Origin of the sequence: Streptomyces sp. SDT5-1, assembly GCF_052245995.1 — a bacterium.
In the GTDB taxonomy this organism is placed as follows: Bacteria; Actinomycetota; Actinomycetes; order Streptomycetales; family Streptomycetaceae; genus Streptomyces.
Genome location: NZ_CM125963.1, coordinates 7,686,136 through 7,700,654 on the forward strand (window position 1 = coordinate 7,686,136; position 14,519 = coordinate 7,700,654).

General features: G+C 71.0%; 12 protein-coding genes. 10 read left to right on the top strand and 2 right to left on the bottom strand.

The window, feature by feature from the left end; genetic code table 11:
* Positions 1–8 precede the first annotated feature (8 nt).
* Complete coding sequence (locus ACTWJ8_RS35370) at positions 9–1,166, bottom strand: FAD-dependent monooxygenase (protein WP_443261591.1); 1,158 nt, start codon at positions 1,164–1,166, stop codon at positions 9–11.
* Between the two features lie 88 nt (positions 1,167–1,254).
* Between ACTWJ8_RS35370 and ACTWJ8_RS35375 the strand changes: the two genes are divergently transcribed.
* The 3 genes from ACTWJ8_RS35375 to ACTWJ8_RS35385 all read left to right on the top strand — a co-directional run bounded on the left by ACTWJ8_RS35375 (position 1,255) and on the right by ACTWJ8_RS35385 (position 2,909).
* Positions 1,255–1,812, top strand: coding sequence for a TetR/AcrR family transcriptional regulator (locus ACTWJ8_RS35375; protein WP_443261593.1), 558 nt, complete (start codon positions 1,255–1,257; stop codon positions 1,810–1,812).
* Between the two features lie 122 nt (positions 1,813–1,934).
* The gene (locus ACTWJ8_RS35380) at positions 1,935–2,462 is read left to right on the top strand and encodes a GNAT family N-acetyltransferase (protein ID WP_443261595.1); all 528 of its coding nucleotides are present in this window, start codon (positions 1,935–1,937) and stop codon (positions 2,460–2,462) included.
* A gap of 57 nt (positions 2,463–2,519) precedes the next feature.
* Positions 2,520–2,909 (top strand): DUF3592 domain-containing protein, encoded by a 390-nt coding sequence (locus tag ACTWJ8_RS35385; RefSeq protein WP_443261596.1) that lies wholly within the window; start codon positions 2,520–2,522, stop codon positions 2,907–2,909.
* A gap of 12 nt (positions 2,910–2,921) precedes the next feature.
* Here the strand turns inward: ACTWJ8_RS35385 and ACTWJ8_RS35390 are convergent, their stop codons facing one another.
* Complete coding sequence (locus tag ACTWJ8_RS35390; protein ID WP_443261597.1) at positions 2,922–3,854, bottom strand: alpha/beta fold hydrolase; 933 nt, start codon at positions 3,852–3,854, stop codon at positions 2,922–2,924.
* Positions 3,855–3,994: 140 nt separating this feature from the next.
* On the opposite strand from ACTWJ8_RS35390, the gene ACTWJ8_RS35395 reads away from it, so the two are divergent.
* The 7 genes from ACTWJ8_RS35395 (at position 3,995) to ACTWJ8_RS35425 (ending at position 14,446) form a co-directional block, all read left to right on the top strand.
* Positions 3,995–4,579 (top strand): TetR/AcrR family transcriptional regulator, encoded by a 585-nt coding sequence (locus ACTWJ8_RS35395; RefSeq protein WP_443261598.1) that lies wholly within the window; start codon positions 3,995–3,997, stop codon positions 4,577–4,579.
* 119 nt (positions 4,580–4,698) lie between these two features.
* The gene (locus tag ACTWJ8_RS35400; RefSeq protein WP_443261599.1) at positions 4,699–6,003 is read left to right on the top strand and encodes a DUF2254 domain-containing protein; all 1,305 of its coding nucleotides are present in this window, start codon (positions 4,699–4,701) and stop codon (positions 6,001–6,003) included.
* 6 nt (positions 6,004–6,009) lie between these two features.
* The gene (locus tag ACTWJ8_RS35405) at positions 6,010–6,801 is read left to right on the top strand and encodes a hypothetical protein (RefSeq protein ID WP_356373184.1); all 792 of its coding nucleotides are present in this window, start codon (positions 6,010–6,012) and stop codon (positions 6,799–6,801) included.
* Between the two features lie 21 nt (positions 6,802–6,822).
* Positions 6,823–10,113, top strand: a complete 3,291-nt coding sequence (gene lysX, locus ACTWJ8_RS35410; RefSeq protein ID WP_443261600.1) for a bifunctional lysylphosphatidylglycerol synthetase/lysine--tRNA ligase LysX — start codon at positions 6,823–6,825, stop codon at positions 10,111–10,113.
* A gap of 346 nt (positions 10,114–10,459) precedes the next feature.
* The gene (locus ACTWJ8_RS35415) at positions 10,460–12,865 is read left to right on the top strand and encodes a DUF3289 family protein (RefSeq protein WP_443261601.1); all 2,406 of its coding nucleotides are present in this window, start codon (positions 10,460–10,462) and stop codon (positions 12,863–12,865) included.
* A 67-nt stretch (positions 12,866–12,932) separates the two neighbouring features.
* Positions 12,933–13,451 carry a hypothetical protein gene (locus ACTWJ8_RS35420; RefSeq protein ID WP_443261602.1) on the top strand — a complete coding sequence of 173 codons (519 nt, stop codon included), beginning with the start codon at positions 12,933–12,935 and terminating at the stop codon, positions 13,449–13,451.
* A gap of 38 nt (positions 13,452–13,489) precedes the next feature.
* Positions 13,490–14,446, top strand: coding sequence for a GlxA family transcriptional regulator (locus ACTWJ8_RS35425; protein WP_443261603.1), 957 nt, complete (start codon positions 13,490–13,492; stop codon positions 14,444–14,446).
* Positions 14,447–14,519: the final 73 nt, after the last annotated feature.

Sequence of the window (14,519 nt, forward strand, 5' to 3'; positions counted from 1 at the left end):
GGAACGGTTCAGTTGAGCGGCGGCGGGGTCCAGGCGTGGTGGCGCAGGATCATCCGCGTGGAGACGCGCGACGGGGTGAGCCGCATCGCCGTGTTCCGCAGCGCGACGCCCAGCGGGTGCGCCAACTGCTGCCCCATCGCACCCGCCTGCCGCGCCGCCCGGGCGACGGCCTGGCTGCGCGGACGACGCTCGACGTCGTAGCGGACGAGCGCCGCCTCGACCGTGGGCTCGGCGCCGAGGGCGGCGGCCAGGGTGACCGCGTCCTCCAGTGCCTGGCAGGCGCCCTGCCCCAGGTTGGGTGTCATCGCGTGGGCCGCGTCGCCGAGCAGCGCGACACGGCCCACGCTGAACGACGGGAGCGGGGAACGGAGTTCGTACACGTCGTGATGGAGTACGTCCTGCGGCCGTGTCGCGTCGAGCAGGGCGGGGATCGGCTCGTGCCAGTCGCCGAAGCGGCGCCGCATCTCGGCGAGCGGGTCGGCGAAACGGGTTCCCGCCGACAGGTTGAGCACGGCGTGCCACTCCGCCCGTCCGTCCCGGAAGGCGATGTGCCCGAACTCCTCGCCGCGGCCCCAGGTCAGCTCGAAGTCGGCGCCGAGGCCCACCGGTTGGGCGGTGAGGGCGCGCAGCACGGTCGAGCCGCTGTAGGCCGGGCCGGGGTGGCCGGGGAAGAGCCGACGCCGCACGGAGCTGCCGATGCCGTCGGCCGCGACGACGAGATCGGCGTCGAGGTGACCGCCCCCGTGGCGGACGCGTACGCCGCCGGGCCCGTCCTCGTCGACGGCCTCCACCTCGACGCCGCTCGTCAACGCCCCGGTAGGCAGCGCCTCGCGCAGCAACCGGTGCAACGTGGCACGCGGGATGCCCATGATCGGCGTGCCCACGGCCCTTTCGAGCACGAATCCGTCCAGGCGGGAGAGGCGGCCGCCCCCAGGTGTCCGCGTACCACCGCTGTACTGACCGCGCGACGCCTCCCGTACCGGCCCGCCGACGCCGAGTTCGTCGAGGGAGCGGATGCCGTTGGCCGCCAGAGAGATGCCCGCCCCGGCGTCGTCGAGCGTGTCCGCGCGCTCGAGGACCGTCACGTCCCAGCCGACGCGATGCAGCCCGATGGCGGCGGCCAGCCCGCCGATCCCGCCACCGACCACCACGGCCCTATGCCCCATGCCGAACCCCCTCGCCTTCTACACCTGTAGAAACCTGTCTGCGAAGGCCGACCCTACCCCCAACCCTCTACGGGTGTAGAAAGGGGTCATGGTCTCGGAACGGCGCACCCTCCTCGCGGACACGGCCCTCGACGTCCTCGCCGACGAGGGGATGCGCGGCCTGACCCACCGCGCCGTCGACCGCAGGGCGGACCTGCCGCCCGGCACCACCTCCGCCTACTTCCGCACCCGTGCCGCGCTGCTCACCGCGCTCGTCTCCCGCCTGGTCCAACTCGACCAGCAGGAGCTGGAGTCGACGGCCGCGGCGCTTCCACCGCTGCGTACGGCGGAGGAGTTGGTGGACGGGATGCTGACCCTGACCCGACAGCGCCTCACCGGCGAGGGCCGCCGCCGCTCGCTCGCCCGGCATGCGTGTGCCGTCGAGAGCGTCCGGGATCCGGAGCTGCGCGAGATCCTGGTGCCCCGCGAGAACGCGGGCCGCGAGGCAGTCCGCGACTTCCTCGCCCATCACGGCGTCCGGGATGCCGACACCCGTACGCACACGCTGCTCACCTGCCTCGACGGTCTCGTCTTCGACCGCCTCGTGAACGGCGGAGGGGTGCCCTGCGAGGCGCTGGAGGGTCTGGTCCACGCGGCGTTGCGCTAGGCGGTGTCGTTCGAGGCGGCCGGACGTCGTCCGCGTGATCCGGTCGAAGGATCCGCGGTCGTCGTCGAAATGCGGGACGCAATCCGATGGTGCGGCGCGGCTCCGGCGTCAAGAATCGCCTGATGCATGAAGTGAAGCTGTCCGACGGGATCATCACTCTGTCCCCCCTGCGCCTGGGTGATGTCGAGGCACACCTTGCGGGGGAGGACGAGCTGCTCGTTCGCTGGCTCAACGGCGGTCCCGGCACACGGGAGGGCGTCGAAGCCTACTTTCGGCACTGCCGGGAGCAGTGGGACACCGCCGGCCCGCTCCGCGCGTTCGGCATCCGGACGGGTGCCGACGAAGTGCTCGCGGGCACGATCGACTTGCGGTTCGCAGGAGAAGGTCTGGCGCCCGGCCAGGTGAATGTCGCCTACGGCCTCTATCCGTCGTGGCGCGGGCGCGGCCTGGCCACCCGCGCGGTTCTGTTGGCATCCCAGTACGCGGCCAGTGAGGGCGGGGCGGAGGCGGTGATCCAGGTGGAGCCGGGGAATCCCGCGTCTGCCGCGGTCGCGCAGCGCGCGGGGTTCACGCCGGGCAGGCCGACGCACAGCAAGGACGGCACACGCTTCGACTGGTACATCCGGGATCTGGGCGCCGCCGACCGGTGACAACCGACAGTCACGGGGCAGCCTTTGGAGCCATCGCCCGGCTCGCGGAACTGCGGCGTGCCGACGCTCGTGGCGGGCCTCGCCGTATTCGGTTGCGGTGTCCGGGAGGCGGTCCTGCAGAGCCGCCTCCAGCGTGAAGGCGCCCGCGCCGCAGGGGTGGTGGTCCGCCACCACCGGAGCACCGGAGGCCGCGAAGGCGGTCCGGTCTTCTACGCCATCGTCGAATACGCCGACGCGTGCGGCGCCCGACACACCTTCCAGGCCGGTTCGTCCGGCGTGAAGAACCTTCCCGTCGGACGCGACGTCCCGGTCCGCTACCTCCCCGACGCCCCGCGCACCGCACGCATCGACCTCGCAGGGAGGCGGATCGGCGAGGTGGTGGCACTCCTCGCGGGTGGCGCACTGTTCGCGGGTGTGGGGATCTGGCTGTTGGTGACGGGGCGTTGAGGGCGCGTCCGCCTACGAGCGGCCCGTGACCTGCTCCGAGGTGGCGTGCTCGGACACGAAGGCCGTGATCGCCGCGGTCACGGCCGCCGGCTGCTCGTCGGGGATGAAGTGGCCGGCGTCGGGGACCACGATTCCGGTGGTGCGGTCGGCCCACGGGGCGAGGGAGGCGGCCATGTCCGGGACGGAACCGTGGCTGCTGGAGACACCGAGGACCGGCACGGTGAGGTGGCGGAGCTCCAGTGCCTCACGGTTCCTGCGCGCCGACTCCTCCGCGTCGCGGTAGTACGCGAGGGAGGCCCGCAGCCCGCCGTCCGCGGTGAGGGACGCCGCGTAGTGGTCGACCTCTGCGGCGTCGAACGTATCGGGCGCCAGCGCCTTCGCCTTCAGGAACCAGTCCACGTACGCACCCTCACGCCCCGCGAGCAGCTTCTCCGGCAACTCGGGCACCGTGTGGAAAGCGAAGTGCCACGTCTTCCACGCGCGCTTCGGGTCGGTCGGGATCGACTCCGGGAGTGTGATGCCGGGGATGCCGGCGTCGAGCAGCGCCACCCCGTGCAGGTCGCTCTCGAACGCGAGGGCGAGGGAGAAGGCCACCCACGCGCCGATGTCGTGGGCGACCAGGGAGTACGTCGACACGCCGAGCCCCTGCACGGCGGTGTGGACGTACGCGGCGACGGTATGCGTGTCGTAGCTGCCCTCCGGGCGTTCGGAGTGGCCCTGTCCCGGCAGGTCGACGGCGATGACACGGAACCGGTCCGTGAGGCCGGGCATCACCTTGCGCCACGCCCACCAGGTCTGCGGAAACCCGGCCAGCAGGACGACGACCGGCCCGTCGGCCCGTCCGCCCTCCACGGCGTGCAGCCGTGGCCCGTCCGTGTCGATCCAGCGGTGCGTGAATCCGGCCAGGTGGTGCTGGGGTAGGTCGTCGGGGACGGGTCCGGTCACGGGTTCCTCCGTCGATGTGAGGTGTGAGGTTCCTTCGCAAGCTAACACATCTTGAACTGATCGGTTCAAGATAGAATGGGGAGCGGGACGACACCGTCCGGACGCGCCGGACCATCGAGACATCGACGAGGAAGCAGCCCGTGGCAGGCAAGAAGCAGTTCGACATGGACGCGGCGCTCGACGCCGCCATGCTCCAGTTCTGGCGTGCCGGCCACGCCGACACCTCGCTGGACGACCTGTCCCGAGCGACGGGCCTCAACCGCAGCTCCATCTACTCGTCCCTCGGCGACAAGGACGCCCTCTTCCTGCGCTGCCTGGACCGCTACTCCGCTCGCTACGGCGAGAAGTACGACGCCGCCCTCGCAGCGGCGGCCCCCGACCCCGTCGCCGCCCTGCGCGCGTTCTTCGACGTCACCCTCGACCGCATCGCCGACCCCGACCTGCCCGACGGCTGCCTGATCGCCCAGTCGGCCATGGCGATCCCCGTACTCAGCGAGAAGATCGCCGCGCACACCGAGCAGGCCCTCGGCCTCCAGCTCCGACGCCTGCGCGCCGCCCTGGACACCGGCCTCCTGACCGACGAGCGCGCCGAGTCCTTCGCCGTCCACGCCGCGGCCGTCAACCAGTCGCTCGCCGTCATGAGCCGCGCGGGCGCGACCCCGCCCCAGCTCAAATCCGTCGTGGACGTCACCGTCGAGGCGCTTTCGCAGGCGGTGCGCGCATAACTCCGATGTGCGGGGTGATCTTGGCCGCGATAGCTTTCTCGGACCCGGGGAAATTCCGAGAAGGGAAGGTTCTTGCGGTTTCCTGAATGCGCGTGGGCGCACCGGGCGGGTGGCGCGCGATGAGGCCGCAGAGATGGCGGCGCAATGCCACGTCCCGTGTGCCGCGGTTCTCTCTGCTCGTGCCGCTGCTGGGATTTGTCGCGGGTGGTGTGTGGGGTGTCATCACTACGGGCGTGGATCAGGCCCTTTCCTCCTCGGCGTGGCTCGCGGACGATCCGGATTTCCAGGCGTTCCGCGATCCGAGCAGGGCGGTCATCGAATCGGTCGGGCCGCCGATGCTCACCTTCATCGGCGTGGTGTTCTCCCTGACGCTGGTGGCGGTGCAGATGGCCGCCGAGAATCTCACGCCGCGCGTCGTGCGGCTCTTCATGCAGAGCCGTGTGACGAAAACGGCCCTCGCGCTGTTTCTCGGAACCTTCTTCTACACGCTCGTGGTGCGTTATCTGTCCCTGCACGTGGAGGACAAGAAGGGGCGGGAGAACGAATTCGTTCCTTTTCTGTCCGGGTTCTCCACGATGGTGCTCGTGGCCTGCTGCGTCCTCGCGTTCATCGCGTACGTGCAGCACACCCTGCGCCTCATGCGGCTGACCGAGGTCGTCGACCTGCTCATGCGGGAGACGCTCAAGAGCGTGCATGTGGTGCGGGCGCTGAGCAGGACGCGGGAGCCGGCGGGGGATGAGTGGCGGGGCGTCGAGCACGAGGTGTGTCATGCCGGGCAGCCCGGCGTGCTGATCGGGCTGCACCGGAAGGCCCTGGTCAGGGACGCGGCCAGGAACAAGTGCGGGCTGCGGCTGCTGGCCAGGACCGGTGACTATCTCGTACCGGGCAGTCCCCTGTACGTCGTGTACGAGACGGGGGACCGACCGGTGCGGCGGCCGGGGCACTTCCGGCGGCACATCCGCACCGGCAGCGAACGCGGATCCGTGGAGGACGTCGCCTTCGGGCTCCGGCAACTCGTCGACATCGGACTGCGCGCCCTGTCGAACTCGGTCAACGACCCCACCACGGCCGTGCAGGTGCTCGACCGCATCCAGGTCGTCCTCACCGCCTGCGCACGGGTCCCGTGGGGTGACATCGAGTACCGCGACAGGACCGGTGCGGTGCGGCTGGTCGAACGCGCGCCCACGTGGGACGACCTGGTGGTTCTGGGCTGCGAGGAGATGCTGGTGCACTGCGGCCCCGCCCCGCAGGTGACCCGCCGCTTCGCCGCCCTCCTGCACGACCTCGAAGCCCTCGCCCCGCCCGACCGACGCCCGGTGGTGACCGGCTACCGGGAACGCCTGGAGGAGCACGTCGAGCACGCCTTCCCCGAGCCCGAGCGGCGCCGCTTCGCCGCGGTCCCCGATCGCCAGGGGATCGGGTGACCTGCCATGGGCACATGGTTCACGCGCGAGATCGTCGACCAGGGCCAGCTCCCGCTGTTCTGCCTCCTCGTGGCGTTCATCGCCACGTTCGGTTTCATCCGCTTCAGCGTGCGCATGATCCGCGCGCAGGTCCGCTGGTGGCCCGGCAACGTGACACCCGGCGGCCTGCACATCCACCACGTGGTGTTCGGCGTGGGATTCATGCTGCTCGGCGGCGTGGGCCTGGTGGCCGTACGCAGCCCGTCCCTGACCGTGCAGTCGGTCCTGGCCGTCCTCTTCGGCGTCGGAGCGGCCCTGGTGCTCGACGAGTTCGCGCTCATCCTGCACCTGCGGGACGTGTACTGGCAGCGCGAGGGACGCGCCTCCGTCGAGGCCATCTTCGTCGCCGTCGCCGCCATCAGCCTGATGCTCCTCGGCTTCCGCCCCGCCCCGCTCATCACCGCCGGACGCGAGGTCGGCGACGGCACGGCCCTGGCCGTCACCGTCGTCTGCTGGCTGCTCCAGGCCTCGCTCGCCGTCGTCACCCTCCTCAAGGGCAAGCTGTGGACCGGCCTGTTCGGCGTGTTCGTCAACGTGTTCCTCGTCGTGGGAGCCATCCGCCTCGCCCGACCCAACTCCCCGTGGGGGCGGTCGCGTTACGCCCCTGGATCCCGCAAGGACGTCGCCGCACGCAGGCGCGAGGCCCGCTGGTGGACACCCGTCAACCGGAAGAAGGTCGCCCTCCAGGAACTGCTCGCCGGCAAGCACAACCAGGCCCCCGAGGAACCGCCGCGCGCGGCGGACCGGGAGCCGAGGTAACGGAACGGAAGGGACCACCCCATGGTCACCAGCGTGTCGACCGAGCCACCCACCACCGCGCCGCCCCAGGGCGACACCTCCGCGCGGTGGACGCGGAAGGTGCCGAAGGCCGTATCGACCGCCTTCGCCGTCGTCGCGGTCTACTGCGCGGTGATCGCGGTCGTCGCACCCCTGCGCCGACTCCTGCGCCCGGTCACGAACTTCCTGGACACGCTCACCGTCCCCGTCAGCGCCAACCTGGCCTACGCCGCGTTCCTCCTGCTGCTCGCCGGCGCGACCGCGGCCCGCAAGAAGGTCGCCTGGTGGCTGGTCGTGGTCTACCTCGGCCTGCTCGTCCTGGTGGACGTGCTCGGTGTGTTCGTCGGCCTCTTCGCGGACTCGCTGCCCTCGCTGATCGTGTGCGCCATCGTCCTCGTCGTCCTGCTGCCCGCGCGCCGCGAGTTCTCCGCGCGGACCCGGCACGGCTCGCTGCGCCGCGCCCTGTCGGCGCTGCTGCTCGGGCTCGTCGCGGCGGTCCTCGTCGGATGGGGCCTCGTCGCGCTGTTCCCCGGCACACTTCCGGGGGACCAGCGGCTGCTGTGGGCGGCCGACAAGGTGTGCGGCGGTCTCGTGTCGGCGAGCCACTACGACGGCGCGGCGCCCCGGCCGCTCGCCTTCCTGCTCGGACTCCTCGGCGCCCTCGTCCTCCTCAACGCCTGCGCCGTCCTGTTCCGCTCGCAGCGCATGGAGGCGGCCCTGCACGGCGACGAGGAACCCCGCCTGCGCCATCTCCTCGGTGCCTACGGCGCGCGGGACTCCCTGGGCTACTTCGCCACCCGCCGCGACAAGGCGGTGGTGTTCTCGCCCAGCGGCAAGGCCGCCGTCACCTACCGCGTCGAAGCGGGGGTGTGTCTCGCCAGCGGTGACCCCGTCGGGGACCGGGAGGCCTGGCCGCACGCCATCGCCGCATGGCTGGACGTGGCGCACGGCTACGGCTGGACCCCCGCCGTGATGGGCGCGTCCGAGGACGGGGCGACCGCGTTCGCGCGGGCCGGTCTCGGCGCCCTGCAACTCGGCGACGAGGCCATCGTCCACGTCGCCGACTTCGACCTGGAACGCCACGACATGCGGGTCACCCGGCAGGCCGTCGGCCGCGTACGCCGCAGTGGCGCCACCTGCCGCGTACGCCGCCACTCCGGCCTCGGCGAGGCCGAGATGCGGGACGTCGTCGACAGGGCCGACGCCTGGCGCGACACCGAGACCGAACGCGGATTCTCCATGGCACTCGACCGCCTCGGCGACCCCCTCGACGGCGACTGCCTGCTCGTCGAGGCGCTCGGCGCCGACGGCCGGCTGCTGGCACTGCTGTCCTTCGTGCCGTGGGGCAAGGACGGTGTCTCCCTCGACCTCATGCGCCGCGACCGCAGCGCACCCAACGGGGTCACCGAGTTCATGGTCGCCGAACTCTGCGAACATGCCTCCCGGTTCGGCGTCCGCCGGATCTCCCTCAACTTCGCCGTGTTCCGCTCCGCGTTCGAGGAAGGCGCCCGCATCGGCGCGGGCCCCGTCCTGCGACTGTGGCGCAAGTTGCTGCTCCTCTCCTCCCGGTGGTGGCAGCTGGAGAGCCTGTACCGCGCCAACGCCAAGTACCGCCCCGACTGGTACCCCCGCTTCATCTGCTACGCCGACGCCGCCGCGCTCGCCCGGATCAGCCTCGCGTCCGGCATCGCCGAGGGCTTCGTCTCCGTACCCTCGCTGCGCCGCCTGTGGGGCAGGGGACACACCGACGCCCCGGCCGTCGCCGCCCCCGCCACCACCGCACACCTGCCGCCCATCGAGTCCCTGCGCCTGGCCCCGGACGAGCCCGGCGAACAGGGCGGGGCGGCGCGGCAGCCGGAGCAGGTACGCGTCCGCCACCGCAAGCTCGACCGGCTGCTCGCCGAGGGGGCCGACCCCTACCCCGTGGCCGACACCGCGCCCACGCACACGCTCGACGGGATCACCGCCGCCCTGAACGGCCAACAGGTCACCGTTGCGGGCCGGTTGATGTTCGTACGGGACTTCGGCGGCATCGTCTTCGCCGTGCTGCGCGACTGGTCGGGCGACCGACAGCTCGCCCTCGCCCGCGACCGCGCCGGACAGCACCTGATCGACACCTTCACCTCCGACACCGACATCGGCGACCACGTCACCGTCACCGGCGAGGTCGGCGCAAGCGACAGCGGCGAGGTCACCGTCTTCGTCACCGGCTGGACCCTTACCGGCAAGTGCCTGCGCCCGCTGCCGGACAAGTGGCACGGGCTCGCCGACCCCGAGACGAAGGTCAGGCGCCGCTACCTCGACCTCGTCACCAGCCCCGACACCCGCGACGTGGTGCGCGCCCGCTCCGTGGCCGTCCAGGCGCTGCGCCAGGGACTGCTCGAGCGCGGCTACCTGGAGGTCGAGACACCGATGCTCCAGCAGATCCACGGCGGCGCCAACGCCCGCCCGTTCACCACCCACATCAACGCCTACGACCTCGACCTGTACCTGCGCATCGCGCCCGAGCTGTACCTCAAGCGGCTGTGCGTCGGCGGGATGGAGAGGGTCTTCGAGATGGGCCGCACCTTCCGCAACGAGGGCGTCTCCTTCAAGCACAACCCCGAGTTCACGATGCTGGAGGCCTACCAGGCGCACGCCGACTACGACGTCATGCTCGACCTCACCCGCGAGCTGATCCAGGGCGCGGCCGTCGCCGCGTTCGGCGCGCCCGTCGCCCGCAAGGACGGCGTCGAGCACGACATCTCGGGGCCCTGGCCCGTGAAGACCGTCTACGGAGCCATCTCCGAGGCGCTCGGCGAACAGGTCGACGCGGACACCGAACTGCCCCGCCTCCTCAGCCTCTGCGCGCAGGCCGACGTACCCTGCGATCCGGACGACACGCGCGGCGATGTCGTCCTTGAAATGTACGAACGGCTCGTCGAGAAGAAGACCGAACTCCCCACCTTCTACAAGGACTTCCCGACCGACGTCTCGCCCCTGACCCGGCAGCACCGAGGCGACGCCCGCCTCGCCGAACGCTGGGACCTCGTCGCCTTCGGCACGGAACTCGGCACCGCCTACAGCGAGTTGACCGACCCCGTCGAACAGCGTCGCCGCCTCACCGCGCAGTCGCTCCTCGCGGCCGGGGGAGACCCCGAGGCCATGGAACTCGACGAGGACTTCCTCGACGCCCTCGAATACGCGATGCCACCCACCGGCGGCCTCGGCATCGGCGTCGACCGCCTCATCATGTTCCTCACCGGCCGCACCATCCGCGAGACCCTTCCGTTCCCCCTGGTGCGGCGACACTGACCCGGCCGACACACGCCCGGGGCGGCGCGGCCGTCGACATCTGGCACTGCGACGCCCTGGGCCTCTGCGCCGGATACGAGTCCATCGGCAACGGCCCCGGATCGGGCGGCGGCATCCACCCGGGCCCGGTCGCCACGAAGGATGCACAATTCTTCAACTGACCCGCCACAAACGGAAGTTGGCGCGAAACCAACGCTCCCCACCAGCCCCGCCGGATTGGCCGGAAATCCCACGCCCGCCCCTGCTAGCTTCTGCCTCGACCCGTGAACAGCCGTGACACACGGGCTGCTTCGCGACGACAGGTAACTCTCAATACGGGGGAGGCACCATGTACAGACGCGTCACCATGCCAATCGGCGCCCTCTTACTCCTGGCGGGAGCGGCGACGCCCGCGCTCGCAGGCAACGACGACAGCAGCGCCGAGCAGGCGAAGACGATCTACCGGGACGACACCGTCGACGTCTCGTTCCGGCAGCTCGCGACCGACGACCCGCAGTGGGACAAGGTGCCGCGCGCGCTGCGCGGGAAGGCGCCGGAGGGCTCCTACGTCGCCCAGGTGCAGATCAAGAACGTCTCCGAGAAGAAGATCTCCGACTGGGCCCTGACCTTCGAACTCGCCGACAAGGTCACGGAGACCGGCGCGGCGAAGCTGGACGCCCGGCAGGGCGACCGCACCACCATCGAGAACTCCGGGGACAACAAGGTCATCGAGGCCGGCGAGACCTCTACGCTCTGGTATCGCGCCCAGTCCGACGGAACCGCGCACACCCCGTCCTGGACCACCTTCGCGAAGGACGGCGCACGCCCCACCAAGGACACCGACGGCGACGGCCTCCCCGACGACATGGAGCAGCGCGCCAAGCTCGACCCGAAGCAGCGGGACACCGACCACGACGGGCTGACCGACTTCGTCGAACTCGGCAACCGCAGCGACCCGTTGAAGAAGGACAGCGACGGCGACGGCGTCGACGACGGCCAGGCCGACCCGGACGGCGACAAGGTGTCGAGCGCTCGCGAGGTGCGGCTCAAGACCTCGCCCGTGCGGGCGGACACCGACATGGACGGCCTCGCCGACGGCAAGGAACTCGCCCGGCACACCAGCCCGGTCGAGGCGGACACCGACGGCGACGGCGTGGCGGACGGCCAGGAGGTCCGGATCGGCTCGGACCCGCGCGCCAAGGAGTCCGCGTTCGACGTGACACGGTCCGCCGACGGCGGCGCCACCACGGCGTCGGCCACCATCAAGGGCCTGCGCGGCAAGCAGGTGTCGTCGTTCACCGTCACCGAACTGCCGGACAGGCAACCGGAGTTCCCCAAGTCCACTCCCGGATACGTCGGGAACGGCTACCAGTTCGCCGTCGACGGCACCGTCCGCGAGGCGAGGCTCAGCTTCACGCTCGACCCGAAGACCGTGAAGTCCGCGGGCAAGGACTTCGCGCCGGCCGTCTACCGCTACGACGACAGGACCCAGCGCCTCGTCCCCCTCGCGGACCAGAAGCGGGACGGCGACACCATCACCGCCACCACCCGCTCCCTCGCCAAGTACGTCGTCCTCGACAGCCACGCGTACGACAGGGCCTGGCAGCACACCGACCACACGGCGTCCGCCACCTCCAAGGGCTCCGGCAAGGACTCCGACAAGGACGGCATCAGCGACCACGACGAACGGCAGGCGCGGGCCGGGAAGCTGCTCCAGGGCAACGGCGTGCCCGTCGGCGCGCTCGACCCCCACAACCCCGACACCGACGGCGACTCGGTCGAGGACGGCAAGGAGGTCCGGGTCGTCACCGGCGCGGCGGCCGGGACGCGGCAGTCGGCCTACGCCAAGGTGACATCCAACCCGCTGAAGCGGGACACCGACGGCGACGGTACCCGCGACGGCTCCGACGCGCGCCCCCTCGTCTCCGACCAGCCGGACATGCTCATCCACCAGTCCGCCAACCGGGAGGGCCGCCGCAAGGAGCCCGACCCCGACCACTTCCAGGTGCCGCCCAGCCAACTCGTCGCGGACGACCTCACGTTCAACGACTACAACTGGGACGAACTCACCGACATCAGCTGGTCGTTCTGGAACGCCTCGATCACGCCCGAGTTCCTGATGTGGGGCGAGTTCAACGACATCATGAACTTCGGCAAGGCGGGCGCCGACAGCGACAACCAGCAGACCGTCGACGACCTGCGCAACGCCTTCCGCTACGGCCACAACGGGCAGAGCGCGGGCAAGGTCACCGTCGACGACAACTACGACCCCGCCCGCTTCCAGCAGGTCGGCTCTGGCGGCGCGCTGTCCCGCGCGGTCGCCGCGTCCCCGCAGGAGCAGACGTACATCGACCAGGCCAAGAAGCTCATCGTGCAGTCCCTCACCGACAACAAGGGCGAGACGGCGCAGTTCCAGGTCCAGGACGACCTCAACAAGAACCTGCTGTACCAGCAGTTCAAGAACACCGGCGTGCAGTACCCGGTGTACGACTTCTCGCTCTGGGACGCCAACCAGCGCGCCCTGTCCATCGCCATCCACCAGTTCCACGGGCACACGATCCGGCTGAAGGACTACAAGGTCGAGGGCAACACCTTCTCCGGCAAGCTGCTGTTCCACTCCTACGACCACTTCGGGCTCGACCCCGACGACGAGGTCACGGAGTACGGATTCATCGACTGGTTTACGCTGCAGCACTATGAGCGGTTCGATGGGAAGTACGCCCCGCCGATCGCGGTGGCGGACGTCGAGATCCCCATCAGTGGCACCTTCTGACGCCCTCGGGCGCGAGCGTCGCCGAGGCCGGTGCTCGCCGGGCCGGATCCTGTTCACCGTCGTGCTCGTGGTGACAGCGCTCTTCCTGGCCTGGCAGGTCATCGTCCTCGGCGTCCTCGAGACCCACTTCGGCAGCGGCTACGACGACCGGCGCTTCGACACGCTCGAAGCCCGGTTCGAGCACCGGCAGGAGGCCTTCGCCGAGGCCGACGCCCGGATGAGCGAACTCGCCGCCGTCCACCCGCGCGCCGAACGGATCGGCTGGAGCCTGGCCCTGATCTGCGTACGCGAACCGGGCCGGGCCGCCGACTCCTGCAAGCCGACGTCCGCCCGCGACAAGGCCAGGTACGAGTCGCTGGGCGGCGTCGACGTGATCGTCCGCCAGTCGCACGACAAGCACCGCACCTTCTTCCGCTTCTACGCCGACGACCCCCCGCGCTACACCCTCCTCCACGCCCCCGCGGACACCGATGTGTCGTCCTACGCCGCCGACCGCGGCTTCCGCACCACCCGCTCCCTGACCTCGGGATGGACCCTCCTCGGCCCGATCCCGGATGTGCACAGGGAGGACGAGCAGTGGCAGTAGACACCGGCGACATGGTGTCCGCCGCGTAATCTCGTCCCGTGTCGTCCTCACCTCTCCACCGCGTCGCCGTCCTCGTGCTCGAAGGGGCCAAGCCGCTCGATGTCGGGATTCCGGCGCAGGTGTTCACGACCCGGGCGAGCATGCCGTACGAGGTGCGGGTGTGCGGGGCCGCGCCGGGGCTCGTGACCGGCGGGGACGGGCTCGCGTACTCCGTCGCCCATGGGCTTGAAGCGCTCGCGTGGGCGGACATCGTGTTCGTGCCCGGGTACCGGCATCCGGACAGCGAGGACCCGCCGGCGGCCGTCGTCGAGGCGCTGCTCGCGGCGCACGAGCGGGGCGCCCGGCTCGCCGCCATCTCGACCGGGGCCTTCGCGCTCGCCGCCACCGGACTGCTCGACGGCAGGCGCGCCACCACGCACTGGCACTACACGCGGGCGCTCGCCGAGCGGTACCCGGAGGTGTGCGTCGACGAGAACGTGCTGTTCGTCGACGAGGGGAGCGTGCTCACCTCCGCGGGCGCCGCCTCCGGCATCGACCTGTGCCTGCACATCCTGCGCGGCGACCTCGGCGTCGCCGCCTCCAACCACGCCGCGCGCCGCCTCGTCGCCGCGCCCTACCGCAGCGGCGGCCAGGCCCAGTACGTGCCGCGCAGTGTGCCCGAGCCGTTGGGGGAGCAGTTCGCCGCCACCCGGGAATGGGCGCTGCACCGGCTCGGCGAAGCCCTCACCCTCGACACCCTCGCCCGGCAGGCCGGGGTGTCACCGCGCACCTTCTCCCGGCGCTTCGTCGACGAGACCGGCTACACCCCCATGCAGTGGGTGATGCGTGCCCGCATCGACCTCGCCCGCGAACTCCTGGAACGCTCGCAGCGCGGCGTCGAACAGATCGCCGCCGACGTCGGCCTCGGCACCGGCGCCAATCTGCGCCTGCACTTCCAGCGCATCCTCGGCACCACACCCAGCGAGTACCGGCGCACGTTCACCCCCAATGAGTGACAGCCACGCCTTGGCGACATCCTTTTGAACCATGGCGATCCCGCCACTGTCAGCGGTGGGCGCCGCGCGCGAG

Coding starts and splice junctions, on each gene's coding strand:
- ACTWJ8_RS35370 (WP_443261591.1), bottom strand. CDS start 1,166: ATGGGGCATAGGGCCGTGGTGGTCGGTGGCGGGATCGGCGGGCTGGCC.
- ACTWJ8_RS35375 (WP_443261593.1), top strand. CDS start 1,255: ATGGTCTCGGAACGGCGCACCCTCCTCGCGGACACGGCCCTCGACGTC.
- ACTWJ8_RS35380 (WP_443261595.1), top strand. CDS start 1,935: ATGCATGAAGTGAAGCTGTCCGACGGGATCATCACTCTGTCCCCCCTG.
- ACTWJ8_RS35400 (WP_443261599.1), top strand. CDS start 4,699: ATGAGGCCGCAGAGATGGCGGCGCAATGCCACGTCCCGTGTGCCGCGG.
- ACTWJ8_RS35405 (WP_356373184.1), top strand. CDS start 6,010: ATGGGCACATGGTTCACGCGCGAGATCGTCGACCAGGGCCAGCTCCCG.
- lysX (WP_443261600.1), top strand. CDS start 6,823: ATGGTCACCAGCGTGTCGACCGAGCCACCCACCACCGCGCCGCCCCAG.
- ACTWJ8_RS35415 (WP_443261601.1), top strand. CDS start 10,460: ATGCCAATCGGCGCCCTCTTACTCCTGGCGGGAGCGGCGACGCCCGCG.